This window comes from Bacillus sp. TCT6 (assembly GCF_056033845.1).
Genome location: NZ_JBVYHX010000001.1, coordinates 4,481,610 through 4,500,001, shown reverse-complemented (window position 1 = coordinate 4,500,001; position 18,392 = coordinate 4,481,610). Strand labels below are relative to the sequence as shown.

Annotated in this window: 16 protein-coding genes; 10 read left to right on the top strand and 6 right to left on the bottom strand. The window is 35.8% G+C overall.

Annotated elements, in window-relative coordinates; all coding sequences use genetic code 11:
- The first annotated feature begins 181 nt into the window (after positions 1–181).
- The 10 genes from AC0ONG_RS23075 (at position 182) to AC0ONG_RS23030 (ending at position 9,756) form a co-directional block, all read left to right on the top strand.
- Positions 182–880: a response regulator transcription factor gene (locus tag AC0ONG_RS23075; protein ID WP_086398492.1), complete on the top strand. Its 699-nt coding sequence runs from the start codon at positions 182–184 to the stop codon at positions 878–880.
- Positions 873–1,979, top strand: a complete 1,107-nt coding sequence (locus AC0ONG_RS23070) for a sensor histidine kinase (RefSeq protein ID WP_000002603.1) — start codon at positions 873–875, stop codon at positions 1,977–1,979. The genes AC0ONG_RS23075 and AC0ONG_RS23070 overlap by 8 nt, the downstream gene beginning before the upstream one ends.
- Positions 1,980–2,061: 82 nt before the next feature.
- Positions 2,062–2,922 (top strand): D-Ala-D-Ala carboxypeptidase VanY, encoded by an 861-nt coding sequence (locus AC0ONG_RS23065; RefSeq protein WP_000759400.1) that lies wholly within the window; start codon positions 2,062–2,064, stop codon positions 2,920–2,922.
- A gap of 360 nt (positions 2,923–3,282) precedes the next feature.
- Positions 3,283–4,383 (top strand): amidohydrolase/deacetylase family metallohydrolase, encoded by a 1,101-nt coding sequence (locus tag AC0ONG_RS23060; RefSeq protein ID WP_000139936.1) that lies wholly within the window; start codon positions 3,283–3,285, stop codon positions 4,381–4,383.
- Complete coding sequence (locus tag AC0ONG_RS23055) at positions 4,361–5,464, top strand: DgaE family pyridoxal phosphate-dependent ammonia lyase (protein ID WP_413790462.1); 1,104 nt, start codon at positions 4,361–4,363, stop codon at positions 5,462–5,464. The genes AC0ONG_RS23060 and AC0ONG_RS23055 overlap by 23 nt, the downstream gene beginning before the upstream one ends.
- A gap of 1 nt (position 5,465) precedes the next feature.
- Complete coding sequence (gene dagF, locus AC0ONG_RS23050; protein ID WP_000181897.1) at positions 5,466–6,221, top strand: 2-dehydro-3-deoxy-phosphogluconate aldolase; 756 nt, start codon at positions 5,466–5,468, stop codon at positions 6,219–6,221.
- Positions 6,214–7,230 (top strand): sugar kinase, encoded by a 1,017-nt coding sequence (locus AC0ONG_RS23045; protein WP_474204190.1) that lies wholly within the window; start codon positions 6,214–6,216, stop codon positions 7,228–7,230. The genes dagF and AC0ONG_RS23045 overlap by 8 nt, the downstream gene beginning before the upstream one ends.
- On the top strand, positions 7,230–7,955 hold the full coding sequence (locus AC0ONG_RS23040; RefSeq protein ID WP_000539288.1) for a GntR family transcriptional regulator: 726 nt from the start codon (positions 7,230–7,232) through the stop codon (positions 7,953–7,955). Before AC0ONG_RS23045 ends, AC0ONG_RS23040 begins: the two co-directional genes overlap by 1 nt.
- Positions 7,956–8,069: 114 nt before the next feature.
- Positions 8,070–9,395 (top strand): gluconate permease GntP, encoded by a 1,326-nt coding sequence (gene gntP, locus AC0ONG_RS23035; protein WP_074790607.1) that lies wholly within the window; start codon positions 8,070–8,072, stop codon positions 9,393–9,395.
- 169 nt (positions 9,396–9,564) lie between these two features.
- Positions 9,565–9,756 carry a YjcZ family sporulation protein gene (locus AC0ONG_RS23030; RefSeq protein WP_001290406.1) on the top strand — a complete coding sequence of 64 codons (192 nt, stop codon included), beginning with the start codon at positions 9,565–9,567 and terminating at the stop codon, positions 9,754–9,756.
- A gap of 50 nt (positions 9,757–9,806) precedes the next feature.
- Here the strand turns inward: AC0ONG_RS23030 and AC0ONG_RS23025 are convergent, their stop codons facing one another.
- From AC0ONG_RS23025 to AC0ONG_RS23000, 6 genes are all read right to left on the bottom strand, one after another.
- Positions 9,807–11,780 carry an FtsX-like permease family protein gene (locus tag AC0ONG_RS23025; protein ID WP_000144935.1) on the bottom strand — a complete coding sequence of 658 codons (1,974 nt, stop codon included), beginning with the start codon at positions 11,778–11,780 and terminating at the stop codon, positions 9,807–9,809.
- Positions 11,777–12,529, bottom strand: coding sequence for an ABC transporter ATP-binding protein (locus AC0ONG_RS23020; protein ID WP_000393250.1), 753 nt, complete (start codon positions 12,527–12,529; stop codon positions 11,777–11,779). Before AC0ONG_RS23020 ends, AC0ONG_RS23025 begins: the two co-directional genes overlap by 4 nt.
- A 20-nt stretch (positions 12,530–12,549) precedes the next feature.
- Positions 12,550–14,505 (bottom strand): FtsX-like permease family protein, encoded by a 1,956-nt coding sequence (locus tag AC0ONG_RS23015; RefSeq protein WP_000145001.1) that lies wholly within the window; start codon positions 14,503–14,505, stop codon positions 12,550–12,552.
- A gap of 67 nt (positions 14,506–14,572) precedes the next feature.
- Positions 14,573–16,552 carry an ABC transporter permease gene (locus tag AC0ONG_RS23010; RefSeq protein ID WP_000145076.1) on the bottom strand — a complete coding sequence of 660 codons (1,980 nt, stop codon included), beginning with the start codon at positions 16,550–16,552 and terminating at the stop codon, positions 14,573–14,575.
- Positions 16,553–16,646: 94 nt separating this feature from the next.
- Positions 16,647–17,669, bottom strand: coding sequence for a sensor histidine kinase (locus AC0ONG_RS23005; protein ID WP_000765341.1), 1,023 nt, complete (start codon positions 17,667–17,669; stop codon positions 16,647–16,649).
- Between the two features lie 2 nt (positions 17,670–17,671).
- Complete coding sequence (locus tag AC0ONG_RS23000) at positions 17,672–18,367, bottom strand: response regulator transcription factor (RefSeq protein WP_000276738.1); 696 nt, start codon at positions 18,365–18,367, stop codon at positions 17,672–17,674.
- Positions 18,368–18,392: the final 25 nt, after the last annotated feature.

The window sequence follows — 18,392 nt, the reverse complement described above, 5'->3', positions numbered from 1 at the left end:
TGCCCGCAAGTAGCGAGAGGATTTTGTCGTTCATTGTCGGTAAGTCGATATATTTCAATAATCGCTGATATAATTTTATTTACCAAGGTTACTGTAACGAGTAGCCTTTTCGTATTGTACAAATTGGATAGACTAGTTTACAATCGAGCGTATAAAAATGGAATGAAAAAGGGGGAGTAAAATGAAGCGCATTTCAATTTTAATAGCTGATGATGAGGCGGAAATTGCTGACTTAATTGAGATACATTTAGAAAAAGAAGGGTACCATGTTGTGAAAGCAGCGGATGGGGAAGAGGCGGTTCATATTATTGAAGCGCAGCCAATCGACTTGGTAGTTTTAGATATTATGATGCCGAAAATGGATGGTTATGAGGTGACGCGTCAAATTCGCGCGAAACATCATATGCCAATTATTTTTTTAAGCGCGAAAACTTCGGACTTTGATAAGGTGACAGGTCTTGTACTAGGTGCGGATGATTATATGACGAAGCCTTTCACACCGATAGAATTAGTTGCACGTGTAAATGCACAACTGCGTAGGTTTTTTACGTTAAATCAACCGAAAGTAGCGGAGAGTAAATCTGCTTTAGAAATAGGCGGAGTCATAATTAATCCTGAGCGCAGGACGGTTGATGTGTATGGTGAGCAAATTGAATTAACGCCGAAAGAGTTCGATATTTTATATTTATTAGCGAGTCATCCGAAGAAAGTATACAATGTGGAAAATATTTTTCAGCACGTATGGGCGGATGATTATTATGAAGGTGGAAATACAGTAATGGTACATATTCGTACTTTGCGGAAGAAACTTGGAGAAGATAAAAGAAAGGATAAATTAATAAAAACAGTGTGGGGAGTAGGTTATACTTTCAATGGCTAATATGATGAAAAGTTTTCGATTTAAAATGATTGCCTTATTTGCGTTAAGTATGGTGCTTGCAGCAACTGTAACTTATATAATTTATAAAGGATTGCAGCTGTATTATAAAACGATGGTTCGCTACGAAGAGCCTTTAGCACAATTTAGGTCAATGGTAAGGGAATTTGGAGACATTAACTTCTTTTTAATTTTCTTTATTCCGTTGTCTATTATCTTTTTCTTCTTTTTGACAAAACCGTATTTAAAATACTTTGATGAAATTTCTAATGGGATTCATCATCTTGCGAACGGTAACTTTACGAATAAAGTTCAAGTTTCATCAAATGATGAGTTTGGAAATATCGCGCGTGAAATAAATGTTGCAAGTGAAAAGTTAAAAGAAGCTGTTGAAAGAGGAGATTTTGCTGAAAGTAGTAAAGATCAGCTTGTTGTAAATTTAGCTCATGATTTAAGAACGCCATTAACATCCGTGTTAGGATATTTAGATTTAATTCTTAAAGATGAAAATTTAACAAAAGAACAAATTAAACATTTCTCCACAATTGCATATACAAAATCGCAAAGACTGGAAAGTTTAATTGATGAGCTATTTGAAATTACACGTATGAATTATGGCATGCTAAAGCTGGATAAAAAGCCGATTGATATAAGTGAGTTACTTATACAGTTAGAGGAGGAATTGTATCCGTTATTAGAAAAACATCATTTAGAAGCTAGATTGAATGTGGACCCTCATTTACCGATGCACGGTGATGGAAAATTGTTAGCTAGAGTATTTGAAAACTTGTTAACAAATGCCGTTCGTTACGGATATGATGGGCAATTTGTTGATATGAATGGGTATGTTGATAATAGAGAAGTTGTCGTACAAATTATGAATTATGGAGATAGCATTCCAGAAGAAGATTTACCGTATCTTTTTGATATGTTTTACACAGGTGATAAAGCGAGAACTGAGAACCGTGGCGGGACAGGCCTTGGACTATTCATTGCGAAAAATATTGTCGAGCAGCATAATGGTACGATTTCTGCTGAAAGCAATGTAGTTAGAACGATATTTGAAGTACGATTGCCAAAAGACGAGAATGTAACAATTTAATAAAAATTTAAACTTTACCCCACTTTTTATTTTAATAGTTTTTTCTATTCTATACGTAAGTTACGTTAAGGAGGAACTAGAAATGAAAAAGTGGGTATTTATTTCTTTTTTTATAGCATGCACAGTATGTGTAGGCGTTTATATATCACCTTTATTTCAAAAGGAAATCGATGTTAAAATTGTCGGGAAAGATGAGCTAGTAAAGGCGGCAAACACTGAGAGGAAAGAGATTACGAAGGAACAAATTTATAAGGGTGATTTATTATTAGTTAACAGGGATTATCCAGTAAAAAAAGATAGTATTAGGTCTGATATTATAAATATAAATCATAATAGTGAATTAGTAAGAGGCTATGTAATATTTGATAGAAATCTTCGTTTATCAAAGGATGTTGTGAAAAAGTTTTTGAACGTTGTCGATGCGGCTGGAAAAGAAAGTGTTAACCATTTTTTGATTAGTAGTGGTTATAGAGATTTCCAAGAGCAAAAACAGCTATATGAAAAAATGGGATCTGATTATGCACTTCCAGCAGGATACAGTGAACATAATTTAGGATTATCACTGGACATTGGGTCTACTCAAAAAAAAATGGAGAAAGCGCCTGAAGGAAAATGGATTGAAGAGAACGTATGGAAGCATGGCTTTGTATTACGTTATCCGAAAAATAAAAGTAACATTACTGGAATTCAATATGAGCCATGGCATATCCGTTATGTCGGCCTACCTCATAGCGCAATTATGCAAAAAAAGAATTTTACACTAGAGGAATATTTAGAGTTTTTAAAAGAGGAAAAAGAGGTTTCAACTGAAGTAGAAGGTAAGAAATATACTGTTTCTTATTATAAAGTTTCTGAGAATACGAAAGTGAACGTTCCAGCAAACAAGCAGTATGAAATTTCCGGTAACAATATGGATGGGGTTATTGTGACGGTTCAGGAATAGAGAAAAAGGCTGTGCCATTTGGGACAGCCTTTTCTTATATAAGAAAGGAATTGACGTTTTTTGTCGGTAAATCGATATTCCTTGTCGAATCGTTGATATATTTTGAGTTACGATAGATATAATTAAAAAATCGTTGATATATTGTAAGTTATGATAGATATATTCGAAAAATCGTTGATATAATTTCCTGTACTATCAACATTTTGGAGGAGCATCTTTTTATTTACTTTTAAACATTATAACGTTATATTTACTTCTCCCTTTTTTTGTGTTACGCTAAGCGTGTGAAAGAGATATAAAAAATGAAACTTAAATGTAAGCGTATTCTTATGGCTTCTTATAGAAAAGGGTGGAAATACAATGACAGAACGATTCGTACTACGTAATGTGAAACGTGTGAACGGGGAAGAGATTGACATTGTAATTGAAAATAACAAAATCGCACAGGTGACGAAAGCTGGTGCTGGCGAGGGTGGAAAGGTTCTTGATTACTCTGGTACTTACGTATCGAGTGGTTGGATTGATTTGCACGTTCATGCTTTTCCAGAGTTTGATCCGTATGGCGATGAGGTGGATGAAATTGGCGTTAAGCAAGGGGTAACGACAATTGTTGATGCGGGTAGTTGCGGTGCTGATCGCATTGCAGATTTAGTAAAAAGTAGAGAGCAGGCAAAGACAAATTTATTTGCCTTTTTAAATATTTCTCGCATCGGTTTGAAACGAATTGATGAATTATCCAATATGGAATGGATAGATAAAGAGAAAGCGATAGAAGCAGTAGAAAAGTATAAAGATGTAATCGTTGGGTTAAAGGCGAGAATGAGTAAAAGTGTCGTTTGTGATAGTGGAATTGAACCGCTGCATGTAGCGCGCGCTTTATCTCGAGAAACATCATTACCGATTATGGTACATATCGGTTCAGCGCCTCCTCGCATTGAGGAAGTTGTACCTCTTTTAGAAAAAGATGATGTCATTACACATTATTTAAACGGGAAAGAAAATAATTTATTTGATGAAGAAGGTAAACCACTACCTGTGTTACTAGATGCAGTGAATCGCGGTGTGCATTTAGATGTTGGTCACGGTAACGCTAGCTTTTCTTTTAAAGTAGCAGAAGCAGCGAAGCGTTACGGTATTGCCTTTCGTACAATTAGTACAGATATTTACCGGAAGAACCGTATACACGGTCCAGTTTACAGTATGGCTCACGTTCTTTCGAAATTCCTTTACTTAGGTTATCCGCTAGAAGAAGTGATTGATGCGGTTACGAAAAATGCAGCAGAATGGCTTAAGAAACCAGAGCTTGGCCGCATTCAAGAAGGAGATATTGCAAACTTAACTTTATTTACGGTGAAAGATGAGAAGGTTACGTTAATTGATTCAGAAGGGGATCAGCGCATTGCTGAAAGAAGAATTGATACGAAAGGGGTTGTAATCAATGGGTCATTCATTGAATGCTAAGTACGGATTAAAAAGAGTAATTAATGCGAGCGGTAGAATGAGTATTTTAGGTGTATCCGCTCCGGCAAATACAGTTATGGATGCGATGAAGCATGGTGGACAAAATTATGTAGAAATTGCTGATTTAGTAGATAAAGCGGGAGACCATATTGCGAGAATTCTAGATTCAGAGGCAGCAGTCGTTGTGAATTCAGCATCGAGCGGAATTGCACTTTCTATCGCTGGTATCGTTACAGAAGGAAATCGCCGTAAAAGTGAAAGACTTCATCAAGAGGTGATTGCGAAAAACGAAGTGATTATGTTAAAAGGCCATAACGTTCAATACGGTGCACCTGTCGAAACGATGATTTATTTAGGTGGCGGTAAACTTGTAGAAGTTGGCTACGCAAATGAAGGGAAAGCAGAGCATATTGAAGATGCGATTGGTGAAAATACAGCAGCGATTCTGTATGTGAAATCCCATCATGCCGTGCAAAAAAATATGATTTCTGTTGAAGAAGCATGGGAAGTTGCGCAGCGAAATAACGTACCGCTTATCGTGGATGCAGCAGCTGAAGGAGATATTCAAAAATATGTGAAGTATTCAGATCTTGCCATTTATAGCGGTTCAAAGGCGATTGAAGGGCCTACTTCTGGTATTGTTGGCGGGAAACGAAAATACATCGAGTGGCTGAAAGTACAATTACATTGCATCGGAAGAAGTATGAAAGTTGGGAAAGAGACGACTTTCGGTTTACTTCAAGCGCTTGATGAGTACGGAGTAAAAGAAGATAAAAGTGAGCAAGAAAAAGAGTTGTTACAAGTGCTTATGCCGCTTAAAGAATTAAACGGTGTCAATGTAACGATCGTTCAAGATGAAGCAGGAAGAGCGATCTTTAGAGCACGTATTCACATTAACGAGAACGAGTTAAATAAATCAGCAAAAGACGTCGTAACAGCATTACGCGAAGGCGAAATTGCCATTTACACACGTGATTACGGCGTAAGACAAGGATTCTTTGATATTGATCCACGTCCACTTCAAGGTGATGACATACATGTAATTGAAGAAAAAATGAGAGAAATTGTAGGGGGAAACTAAAATGACAAACATTCAAAAACGTTTTTATAAAGGCCACGTAGCATTAAATGTATTAGCAAACAATATAGAAAATGCAAAAGATATTTTTGAAGCAGCAGAAGGTTATGTAGTAGTGGGAGTGTTATCAAAAGACTACCCAACAGTAGAAGAAGCTGTTACAGCTATGAAAGCATACGGAAAAGAAATTGATGACGCTGTATCAATCGGACTAGGCGCAGGAGATAATCGCCAAGCAGCAGTTGTAGCTGAAATTGCGAAGCATTATCCTGGTAGCCATATTAACCAAGTGTTCCCTTCAGTTGGAGCAACGCGAGCAAATCTCGGCGAAAAGGATAGCTGGATTAATAGTTTAGTATCACCAACAGGAAAAGTAGGTTACGTAAATATTTCTACTGGCCCAATTAGTGCGGCTGGAGAAGAAAAAGCAATCGTTCCAATTAAAACAGCGATCGCACTTGTACGTGATATGGGCGGAAATTCATTGAAATACTTCCCGATGAAAGGGCTAGCTCACGAAGAAGAATATCGCGCAGTTGCGAAAGCTTGTGCAGAAGAAGGATTCGCATTAGAGCCAACAGGTGGAATTGATAAAGAAAACTTTGAAACAATTGTACGTATTGCGCTTGAGGCAAATGTAGAGCAAGTTATCCCGCACGTATACTCTTCTATTATTGATAAAGAAACTGGTAATACGAAAGTAGAAGATGTTCGTGAATTATTAGCAGTCGTGAAAAAGCTAGTTGATCAATATGCGTAAGAAAATTGCAGCGTTCGGCGAAGTAATGATGCGCCTGCAAGTACCTGGATATGAATTGTTGTCGCAAGCTAACACGTTAAATTACTCATTTTCAGGTACAGGTGTGAACGTTGTAGCGGCACTTTCTCACTTAGGGCATGAAGGGCTTCTTATTTCAACTTTACCGGAAAATTCGGTTGGAGATGCAGCTGTATCTTACATTCAAAAGTTAGGGATTCAAACTTCTCTTGTTTCAAGAGGTGGTAAATATGTAGGTATGTATTTTTTAGAAAATGGATTCGGTGCACGTGCAAGCCGCGTTACATATTCGAATCGATTAGAAAGTAGCTTCAATACGGCATGTGAAGAAATGTATCAATTTGAAGAAATCGCAAAGGAAATTGATATCGTTCATTTTTGCGGTATTACACTTGCGATGAATGATACTGTGCGTCATCATATGAAATCTTTAGCGAGAGCAGTTAAAGAAAACGGAGGAACCGTCGTTTTTGATTGTAATTATCGTCCCACACTTTGGGGAGAAGACGGATATGAACAGGCAAAACCGCATTATGAAGAAATGCTAGGGCTTGCTAATATCGTTATGATGAATGAAAAAGATGCGATGTTCGTTCTTGGGATGAAAACAGAAGAGATGGAGCGTGAGGCGCAGCTGCTGGATCTCATTCCAAAGGTAGCTGAAACGTATCATATTGCTACAATCGCTGGTACTCATCGCTCTATTAACAGTGATAATACACATTCGCTTCGCGGGTTTATATGTAAAGATGGATCGTTCACTTTTGCAAAAACACTTACGTTTTCTGTATATGATAGAATAGGTGCTGGAGATGCTTATACGAGCGGAATTATTCATGGCGAGATAAAAGAGTTCGCACCAGAGAAAGCTGTTTCATTTGCGTCAGCAGCTGGAATGCTAGCACATACAATCGTCGGTGATACGCCAATGTCATCAGAGAAAGATATACTTCGGGCAATGACGGCATCAGTAGGTGATGTAGAAAGGTAGTGGGTGTAACAGTGAACGTAACGAGGAAAAAAGGACCATTATATTTACAAATAAAAAATATTATTCGTGATCGAATATTACATGGTGTATATGCGATTCATACGAATATTCCTTCAGAACCGCAATTAGAGGAAGAGTTCAAAGTTAGCAAGATTACAGTACGAAATGCCATTAAAGAACTCGCTCAAGAAGGATACTTGGAAAAGAAAAGCGGTAAAGGAACGAAAGTCATCCGTAATACCTCTGCGACAAAGTTGTCAAAGGGTAAGAAATTTACAGAAGTATTAGTGGAAGAAGGATATAAAGTACAGAAGAAATTGCTAAAAGCAGAAGTCGTACATAATGAGGAAGGAACAGTGCCATTTCGATTATTCGGGAAAGAGAGTTTCCGTATCGAACGTTTATATACGTTAAATGATGCACCTTACATTCATTACACGCACTATTTCTCAGCAGGAATGGCAAGTACAGATTTATCGGACTTTGATTTACAATCGCTTTATGATTTAGTTGAAGACCGAGGTATACATTTAGAAAACTTCAGAGATGAATTCGCTGTTGGGCTTGCGCCTAATTTCGTTGCAGAAGCGCTAGGTGAAAAAGAGGGAACAGCGTTATTAAAACGTATGCGCTATTCTTATGATGAAGTTGGCGAAGTAATTGAATATAGCGAAGGCTACTACAATACAGAAATGCAGCATTATGTAGTGAATTATGACGTATAAAAAGAGGGGATGTTCCCTCTTTTTTTATAAAGTAAAACTTTAATTAGTGGAGGAGGGCATCACCCACTAATTATTAGCCCACACCAATCGGGATAAAAGTAAGGAGAATGAGAGATGGATATATACTTATTAATCGTCACGTTACTTGCGATCACAATTGTTATTTTAGGGGTATCATGGTGGAAATGGCATGCATTTATTAGTTTAACAGTTGCGAGTTTGTTTTTAGCTATTATGTCTGGACTGAACTTAACGAAAATAGTGACTGCCTATGAAACTGGTGTTGGTAGTGTACTAGGACATTTAGTTGGTATTTTGGCACTTGGAACTATATTAGGGAAAATGATGTCTGATTCAGGGGCAGGCATGCAAGTTGCAGATTTCTTTATTCGATTTTTCGGCGTAAAAAAATTACCTTGGGCTATGTTATTTGCAGGGTTTGTTATAGGGATTCCTGTCTTTTTTGAAGTAGGGATCGTCATTTTATTACCACTTGTTATTTCCATTCGAAAAACGACGAAGCAAAATATATTATTAATTGCGTTACCTGTTATTGCGGGATTATCTATCGTACATGGGCTAGTACCACCACATCCAGGTGCCATGACAGCAATCGGTATTTATAACGCGAACTTAGGAAAGGTACTTTTATATTCATTACTTATCGCGTTACCAACGGCTATTATAGCAGGGCCAATATTTGCAAAGTGGGTACATAAGAGGGTTATACCGGAAAATGAACCGGAGCTTGTTCGAGTTACGACAGTATCAACTGATTTGCCAAGTCGTAAAGTATCATTCTTTATTATTTTATTACCAGTTGTATTGATGATTTTATCAGTAGTTGCACCATATATTTCATTACCGGAAAAGTTAACTGAATTTTTTGTTTTTATAGGGAGTCCAGTAATCGCTTTACTTATTTCATGTTTCGCAGCATTTTATTTACTTGGAATAAGACAAGGAATTAATAAAAAGATAATTAAAAAATTAACGGATGAAAGTTTATTACCGGTCGGCTCCATTATCTTAATTATTGGTGCAGGCGGTGGATTTAAACAAATATTAATTGAAAGCGGCGTTGGAACGGCTATTGCACAAATGGCAGAACATATTTCGTTATCACCAATTGTATTAGCTTTCATGGTAGCTGGATTAATTCGAATTGCAACAGGTTCAGCGACAGTCGCACTAACGACAGCAGCAGGAATTGTTTCACCGGTTATTCAGCACATGTCTGGTGTGAATTTAGAGCTTCTCGTTATTGCAACCGGTGCAGGTTCATTAATGTTTTCTCACGTAAATGATGCAGGCTTCTGGCTTGTAAAAGAGTATTTAGGATTAACGGTGAAGGAAACATTTAAAACGTGGACGGTGCTGGAAACATTGTTGTCATTTATTGCATTCGGTTTTGCCCTTTTGTTGAATATGTTTCTTTAAAAGATACCTGAATAGGTATCTTTTTTTTGATTAAGCCCAATTGCTAAAACAAGCCCGTTTTTAGGTAAGCCAAGCTTCCTATTCGCCCTGAAAACATAATATAAATGGAATCCCCTCATTTAGAACAAGAGGAACTTGTTATGAATGATACTAAAGGAGGAATAGGGTAATGAGCGAAAAGTGTGAACACAGACATGATGATTGTAACCGCAGAAATGGTTGCGGAGGCGGTTTTGCGCTTCTAATCGTATTGTTTATTTTATTAATTATCATCGGTGCTAGCTGCTTCGGCGGAGGCGGCTCTTGTGGATACGGTGGTTACGGCGGTTATGCTGGCGGCTATGGTGGATATTGCTGCTAATTAAAAACTATTGGAAATGGCCTTGTGCAATACGCACAAGGCCATTTTATTCATATTTTTATATGCTGTGATAATTTATTAATGTACAGAGAACGGATTAAGAAGAAGAAAATGATCTCGATAATCCCGAAAAAGGTGAGTACGATACATGTCTCTTTTAGTAAGGAGAAAGAAAACATGCTTTGTAAAAACTTAACCGCAAATAACGTGTGAACACCAGCAACGATGTAAGGAACAAAAAATAAAATTCCTAATTGAATGGTTGCAGAGCGAAACATTTCTAATTCAGTTAAGCCAAGTTTTGTAATCGTAATATACTTTTGTCTTTCAGTTGTTAAGTCATTATACATACGGAAATATAAGACACTAGCCGCACCGATAAAGAAGATAAAACCAAGAAATGCCCAAATAAAGAATTGAGCAACTGCATTTCCTTTACCGTAAATGAGTTCATCCGTAGCCGTATGTATGAAGAAAGGAACTTGAGCGTTCTCTTCTGTATGCTTTTTGTAGAACTCACGTGCATCACCACTAATAACACGTAACATATTTTTGGTTGGAACTATTGCATTTTCCCAGTTTTCTACGAAGTAGTTATAGATTACGGTTGTTTCAATATGAGGAATCATATTATCAAATACATAATCTTGTACGACAGTTAAATGTGGGAATGCAAAGGATGGTTCTATTCCCTTATTAATAAACCCTTTAATATAAAATTCTTTTTTATTAGATCCGAGTGTAATCGTATTTTGCTTTGCAAATGGATTAGATACGAGATCGAGAAGTTCTGGTGAGTGGCGAGAAATAATATACACTTCTGTAGAATCGATTGTTATTTCCGGTCTTTTCAATTGTTGAGCGATTGCGTTATAATCGCTCATCTTCATAAGCATAATATCTTCTTTTGAAGCTATATCTTTTAAGACTGTAAACTTATATTTTTTGTACTGAAAATTACTAGTTGTAAGCTCCGTTTCAATTGTAGAAATATGCTTTTGTTCAAGGGAATTGTCACCTTCTGATGTATAAGTGAAGGGGACGGGATATCGCTCTAGTACTGATGCCTTGGTATTGTTATTAGCGGCGAATAACCCAATAATAATTGTAAATGCAAGTGCAGATAGCATAGAAACGATAAAGAGTACGTTAATATTACTACGGGTACGAGCAACTAAGTCCGAAATCCATAACATATTTATTTGTTTCAAATAAAACTTTCTACGCTTCTTTAAAATATAGATAAAAAGAAGAAATGTTTGTGAAAAGAATAAATATGTCCCGACTACTACGAGCGGTAAAATAGATAACATAATAAAAAAGACAGATCCATTTTGCACATTTTTTTCCGTTACGTAGCCTCGCGGATAACCAGCGATATAATAGCATAGCCCTAAACAAATTAAAGCAAATAAAGAGATGAGTATAGATGGTCTTTTTTCAGCTGGTATTTTCTTGTTCCCTTTAATAAGGTGGGCTGTTTTTCGAGTACGAATAAACATTGGTGTAAACGTAGAAACGATTAAAAATAAAATGATAAACGTTACGGTTGTCACGATAATCGCTTCTGTTGGCCAATATAAATAGAGACCTTTAGCACTTGTTAATTTCGAAGTGACTAATAAGAAAAAGTTAGAAAATACAAGGCCACCTTGAATGCCGATAAAGATAGACAATATCCCGATTATCATATTTTCAGTAAATAACAGTCTTTTTAATTGTCGCTGTGAGATACCGAGAATTGTGAGTATCCCGAATTGCTGCTTCCGTACATTTAAAAATGTTCCAATTGAATATAAGAGAAAGAAGAACGAGAACATAACAATCACAAGCTGTGCTGTACTAGCTAAGTTCATTAGAGGATCACGTTCTTGAAAGTTTTGTACACTCTGTAACCGCGGGTGATACGCGTATACAGTAAATGAAAAGAAAACCATGATAGAAAAGGCACTACTGACAAAGTAGGCGAAATATGCTTTCGAATTACGCGAGACATTTTTAAATGCGAATTGCCAAAATGTCATCCACGTCTTCCTCCTAATAACGCTAGAACATCTAATATTTCTTGATAAAATTTCTCGCGATATAATCCGCGGTGTAGTTCGTTGTAAAGCTCGCCATCTTTAATGAAAATGACGCGGTTACAATAACTTGCTGCAAACGGATCGTGCGTAACCATTAAAATCGTTGCATCTTCTTCTTTATTTAATTTCGTAAATAGCTCCATTACGTCAATTGCTGCTTTTGAATCTAAGTTCCCTGTTGGTTCATCAGCAAGTAGAAGTGAGGGATGATGGATAACAGCACGTGCTACTGCGGTACGCTGTGCTTGTCCTCCAGAAACTTCAAAAATACGTTTGTCCAAAATATGATCAATTCCAAGCTTTTTTGAAATGTTATCAAGCTTTTCATCCATTTCTTTTAACGGAACATTATCTAATGTTAAAGGTAGTACGATATTTTCACCGATTGTTAGTGTATCTAGTAGATTAAAATTTTGGAAAACAAATCCTAACTCTTGGCGGCGGAAAATGGCTAACTTCTCTCTACGAAATGTGTGCGGTTTTTTTCCATTAATAACGACATCACCAGAAGTAGGGGAATCAATTGTAGAAATAACGTTTAAAAACGTAGATTTACCGCTACCAGATGGCCCCATGATAGCAACAAATTCACCTTTATCTACGTGTAAATTTATATTTTTTAAAGCGGTATGAGGTACTTTTCCCTCATACACTTTTGAGACGTTTTTTATGTGTAATACTTCTTCCATAATAATCACCTTTCTATTCTCTAAAACTTAATGTGTTGTGATAATTTTTGCATATAGAAGGAACGAATTAAAAGGAAAAATAGAATTTCAACCGTTCCAAAAATCATAAGTACGACTGTAATCTCAGCGAAAAACGAGAGATGTAATATTTCTTGTAGCATCTTTGTCGCAAACATCGTATGGATCGATGACATAATGTAAGGCACGAAGAAAAGAATCGCAAGCTGAATTGTCGCTGAACGTTTCATTTCAGTCTCAGTTAAGCCAATTTTCGTAATCGTTATATATTTTTCTTGCTCATTTGTTAAATCTGTATACATTCGGAAGTAAAGAACACTGCCAGCACCGATAAAGAAAATAACCCCTAGGAAAGTACCAATTAAGAAGAACGAAGCGACATTTAGTTTTGTTTTATATAGAGAATCGCTCGCTTCACTTGCATGGAACGGTGGATGCTCTGCTTGAATCGCTGCATTGTCGTTATCGATTTTTGTTATAAACGCTGAACCGATATTATGTGCTTTCTCCCAATCTGTAACCTTGAAGTTATATACACTCATTTGTTTGGAAACGGTGGATAAGGCTTCTACATTTTCATCAGATAGTATGAGTACTTGGTATATTAAGCTGTTTGGGAATGGGTTATAACTTTTATATTCTTTCACTTGTAGTTGTAAATTGTTTTGAGTAAGTGTAAGAGTATTTTTCTTGTCTTTATTGTGAAGTGTTCCAATAACTTGATCATCTAAGTCTTTCATAAGGATATAAGATTCATTCTTATTCACCGTGAGTTTTTCCCAATTTAACGCCTTAGCAAGTACATTATAGTCACTTTGTTTAATTGCGTAATAGAGCTGTGTGTTATCTTCAGCTGAAGATACTTCATATATATCTGTTTTAAATTTTGTATAAGTAAAGTGCTCTTCATTAAATTTCTGCTCTAACCAGTTTAAATGTTCATCAGCTAATGTATTTTCAGTATGTGATAAATAAGTAAACGGGAAAGGGTTTTGTCTAATCGCATCAAACTTTGTAAATTTCCCGAATCCATATAAGAATGTAATCATTGTAAAAGCGAGCGTCGATAGCATCGCCACAATAAAGAGCATATTAATATTCGTACGAATGCGTGATGCTAAATCAGAAATCCAAAGCATATTAATTCGTTTCATATAAAACGTTCTTCGCATTTTTAAAATACGAATAAGTAAAAAACTAATTTGTGAAAAGAAAAAGTATGTTCCAGCTGCAATAAGCGATGGGATGACAAATATACTAGAGATGGCATATAAAAGCCCAATGATGTCACCTAGCGACATAAAATACAGCGGATTTGCGGCTAACGCATATCCACATATTAAACACATCGCACCAAATAGAGAGATGAGAACGGATGCTTTTCTTTCTTTTTGTTTTGTTCCTTCTTTTAAAAGACGTACGGCTTTTCTCGTACGAATGAGCATGGGTGTAAAAGATGATACGAGAATGAAGAGCCCAAGAAAGATGATGATAGTTAAAACGATAGCACTTGTAGGCGGATATAAATATAAACCAGGTACGTGTGTAATTTTGGCGGTAACTAATAAAAAGAACTGTGAAAAGACGACTCCAAGTTGAATGCCAAAAAATATAGAAAGAGCACCAATTAACATATTTTCTATAAATATGAGTCGTTTTAATTGTTTTTGAGATATGCCAAGTACTGTTAAAATCCCGAACTGTTTTTTTCGTACTTTTAAAAACGTACCGATTGAATACAGTAAAAAGAAAAATGAAAAGAACACAATGACAACTTCTGAAATTGTCATTAATATGTTCAGAGAATAATTCACGTCTGTCATATGCAATTTAGGATGAAATAAATAAACTGCAAATGAGAAAAAGATTGCGATGGAGAACGCACTGCTTACAAAATAGGCGAAATAAGCTCTGGCGTTCCGCGTCACGTTTTTAAATGCAAACTGCCAAAATGTCATTCACCTAGCCTCCTAATGGGGTGAAGATGAGAAGAGCATAAGAAATACTCTTTTCATCAAGTTTGTTTTAAATATTTTGTCCACTCGTGTACTGTGATAATTTTTGCATATAAAGTGAACGAATAAATAAGAAAAATACGATTTCAACGAATCCAAAAATAATAAGAACGGCTGAAACTTCTTTGAACAGAGATAAACCAATTACATCTTGTAGCATTTTTGTTGCGAACATTGTATGAATGGATGCCATAATGTACGGAATGAAAAATAAAATACTAAGTTGAATGGTTGCAGATCGTTTCATCTCTGTATCTGTTACACCGATTTTAGAAATCGTTATATATTTCTCTTGTTCGTTCGTCAAATCCGTATACATTCTAAAGTAAAGAACGCTACCAGCTCCAATGAAGAAGATAACTCCTAAAAATGTCCCGATTAAGAAGAATGCGGCACTACCAGATGTTATTTTGTATAACGATCCTGCTGATTCAAAGGATCGAATAAGAGGTCCTTCATACTGGGATTTATTTCGATCTTTTTGCACCTTTTCTATAAAATTATCAGCAATTTCATATGTCTGTTCCCAGTTTTGAATTTTGTAATTGTATGCTGATATATGTTTTACGGTGTTAGGTAAGTTATTTACGATAATATCAGGCAACACTATCGTTTGATATGAAAAGTCAGATGGGATTGCGTTTACATGCTCATAGCCTTTCACTCGTAATTTCGTATTTGTACTAGAGAGTGTAATGTAATCTCTTTTGTAGCTTTGCTCAAATTCGTTGAATATGGTGATATAAGATGTCCCTGTTAGCACATATGCTTCGTTATCATCCATAAATAGTTGTTTCATTCGTAAAGAATCTGCAAGTTTGTTATAGTCACTTTGCTTAATTGCGTATACGTCATTATAAATGGCTATATCTTTATCTTCTTTTAGTGGTGTTTCATATATATCAGCTTCTATTTTTTGATAAGGGAAATGCTCTTTTTGTAATTGTTGCTCAAGCCAATTTAAATGCTCTGTAACAAAAGGGTTCGCATCATAAGAAAAATAAGAAATTGGAAAAGGAGAAGTTCTATTAACTTCTAGCTTAATAAATTTCCCGAATCCATATAGAAACGTAATCATTGTGAAAGCGATCGTAGATAGCATCGCTACAATAAAAAGCATATTAATATTCGTTCGAATACGGCTCGCTAAATCCGAAATCCAAAGCATATTAATCCGTTTCATATAAAACTTCCTTCTTTTCTTTAAAATATAAATCAGTAAGAAACTAATTTGTGAAAAGAAGAAATATGTTCCGATTGTAACAAGCATTGGGATAACGAAAATACTTGAAACCATATATATAACACCGATTTGCGGGCTTACTGATACGAAATATTTAGGATTTCCAGCTAACGCATAACCACCAAATAAACAAATCGCACCAAATAATGAAACAAGTATGGATGGTTTTCTTTCTTTTTGTTTTCCACCATTTGTTTTTAAAAGGTGTACCGCTTTTTTTGTACGAATAAGCATTGGTGTGAATGCAGATACAATGATAAAAAGACTAAGGAAAACAATGGTTGTTAGAATAAACGCGTTAGTAGGACCGTATAAATATATTCCTGGAACATGCGTAAGTTTGGCTGTTACTAATAAAAAAAATTGAGAAAAAACAACTCCAAACTGCATGCCGAAAAAGATAGATAAAATCCCGATTAACATATTCTCCATAAAAACAAGACGATGTAATTGTTTTCTCGATATTCCTAAAATGGTCAAAATACCAAATTGTTTTTTTCTAACTTTAAAAAAAGTACCAATAGAATATAGTAAAAAGAAGAAAGAGAAAAATACAATTACTACTTCTGAAAATATCATTAATCCTGAAATTTCAGAGGTCATGCTAAAATTTTGTAATTTCGGATGAAACAAATAAACAGCAAATGAAAAGAACACAGCAATGGAAAAGGAACTACTTACAAAGTAAGCAAAATAAGCTCTTGAATTACGCGTTACATTTTTAAATGCAAATTGCCAAAATGTCATAGATTATACCTCCGGCTAGAAGATATAGAAGTAGTTGTATTGCAAAAAATGTATGAGATTGAGTTCTCATACATTTTGCTTGCATATGTTACGATCATGCTTCGGTCACCTTCTCCGTATGTTCTGCTTGATTATTTGCAGCGTTGTGGAAGATGATTTTAATCGTCGTTCCTTTACCAACTTCAGAATCTAGTTTGACAGAGTGACCTAAATAATCACAAATTTTACTTACAATATAAAGTCCCATACCAGTAGATTCTCCGAATGCGCGACCGTTTTTCCCAGTGTAAAACGGTTCAAATACTCTTCGAATATCTTCTTGCGGAATACCAACACCTTCATCACGAACTTCTAAAATAATATCTTTTCCGTTTCGATAAGCAGATAAGAAAACTTTCTTTCCGCGTTCACCAGAGTAACGAACAGCATTTGTCATTAACTGATAGATGATAAATTTTAGCCATTTCGCATCAGAAGCAACTTTTAAATCAGAATGGACTTCTAAAACAGGGAAGACACCATTACGAATGAATAGTTCTTTTAATCCGTTAATATTTTTTGTTACCGTATCTTTTAATGAAATCGTCTCGACATGGAAATCTTCATGGAAGTTATTTAACCTAGCCATGTATAAAGCCATATCAAGCCCTTGGTTTAGACGCTCTAATTCTTTTTTAAACTTTGGAATTAAATGCTCGTCTTCCATTTCTAGCACCATAAGCTGCATAACAGAAACAGGTGTCTTCATTTGATGTACCCAATGGTTAATAAATAATTGATGTTCTTGTTGTTTTACTTCATACGATTGTAGTTCTTTTTGGAAGAGGCGGTACTGCGTACGCACGAGTTCATTGACACCGTGAGGCATCGGAGCAGTCGCTCTTTCAATAAACGCATCTTCCATTTTTTCTGGTTGCTCACTTAATCTATGGTACATTCTACGATTGCGAACGTAACGATAAGCGAGGAAACAAATAAATAAGTATAAACTTAAAACAACGAAGTAAAATTTATTGTTTTGAAATCCATCTACTGCATCATAAAGAACGAAGATGATACCGAAGTTTAATACGTACAGTAGGAAAAATGCAAAATGATCACGTAAAAATAGCTTCATGCTTATTCACTCCAAGTTGCGTTAAAGCGATATCCAAGTCCACGTACTGTTTCAATAGAGTTCTCAATACCAAGCTCATTAAACTTTTTACGAAGACGCGTAATGTTTACGTTCAATGTATTTTCCTCAACGAAACTTTCATCATCCCAAAGCGCAGCTAATAAATCTTCACGGCTCGCTGTACGAGGGAATTTTGATAATAACATTTCTGCTAAAATAGCTTCTTTCTTCGTTAAAAGAACTTGTTCAGATCCAAAATGAATTTCTGGACGTTCTGGAAATAGTTTTAACCCTTCTACTTCAACGATACGTTCAGAAATATTTGGTGCATAATCACCGTAAATACGGCGTAATTGTCCTTTGATTTTCGCCATTACAACGTCGTAGTGGAACGGCTTTGTAATGTAATCATCCGCACCGCTTTCAATCGCCATAATTTGTTCCATCTCACCAGCACGCGCTGAAATGAAAATAATTGGACAAGTAGATTCATGACGAATTTGACGGCACCAGTAGAAACCATCGAATTTCGGTAAGTTTACATCAAGTAAAACAAGATGTGGTTTCACAGCGTTAAACGATTCCATAATATCATCGAAATTCTCCGCTACAACAGCCTCATAACCGTACTTCTGAATGTGAGATTGCAGTAATGATGAAATATTTGGATCGTCTTCAACGATTAAAATTTTATACATATGTATATTCCTCCTCAAAAAAAAC

Bases quoted from the DNA above. Each gene is read 5' to 3' on its own strand.
- AC0ONG_RS23045 (WP_474204190.1), top strand. From the start codon at position 6,214: ATGCGTAAGAAAATTGCAGCGTTCGGCGAAGTAATGATGCGCCTGCAA.
- AC0ONG_RS23070 (WP_000002603.1), top strand. From the start codon at position 873: ATGGCTAATATGATGAAAAGTTTTCGATTTAAAATGATTGCCTTATTT.
- AC0ONG_RS23020 (WP_000393250.1), bottom strand. From the start codon at position 12,529: ATGGAAGAAGTATTACACATAAAAAACGTCTCAAAAGTGTATGAGGGA.
- AC0ONG_RS23025 (WP_000144935.1), bottom strand. From the start codon at position 11,780: ATGACATTTTGGCAATTCGCATTTAAAAATGTCTCGCGTAATTCGAAA.
- AC0ONG_RS23065 (WP_000759400.1), top strand. From the start codon at position 2,062: ATGAAAAAGTGGGTATTTATTTCTTTTTTTATAGCATGCACAGTATGT.
- AC0ONG_RS23075 (WP_086398492.1), top strand. From the start codon at position 182: ATGAAGCGCATTTCAATTTTAATAGCTGATGATGAGGCGGAAATTGCT.
- gntP (WP_074790607.1), top strand. From the start codon at position 8,070: ATGGATATATACTTATTAATCGTCACGTTACTTGCGATCACAATTGTT.
- AC0ONG_RS23060 (WP_000139936.1), top strand. From the start codon at position 3,283: ATGACAGAACGATTCGTACTACGTAATGTGAAACGTGTGAACGGGGAA.
- dagF (WP_000181897.1), top strand. From the start codon at position 5,466: ATGACAAACATTCAAAAACGTTTTTATAAAGGCCACGTAGCATTAAAT.
- AC0ONG_RS23000 (WP_000276738.1), bottom strand. From the start codon at position 18,367: ATGTATAAAATTTTAATCGTTGAAGACGATCCAAATATTTCATCATTA.
- AC0ONG_RS23055 (WP_413790462.1), top strand. From the start codon at position 4,361: ATGGGTCATTCATTGAATGCTAAGTACGGATTAAAAAGAGTAATTAAT.
- AC0ONG_RS23015 (WP_000145001.1), bottom strand. From the start codon at position 14,505: ATGACATTTTGGCAGTTTGCATTTAAAAACGTGACGCGGAACGCCAGA.
- AC0ONG_RS23010 (WP_000145076.1), bottom strand. From the start codon at position 16,552: ATGACATTTTGGCAATTTGCATTTAAAAATGTAACGCGTAATTCAAGA.
- AC0ONG_RS23030 (WP_001290406.1), top strand. From the start codon at position 9,565: ATGAGCGAAAAGTGTGAACACAGACATGATGATTGTAACCGCAGAAAT.
- AC0ONG_RS23005 (WP_000765341.1), bottom strand. From the start codon at position 17,669: ATGAAGCTATTTTTACGTGATCATTTTGCATTTTTCCTACTGTACGTA.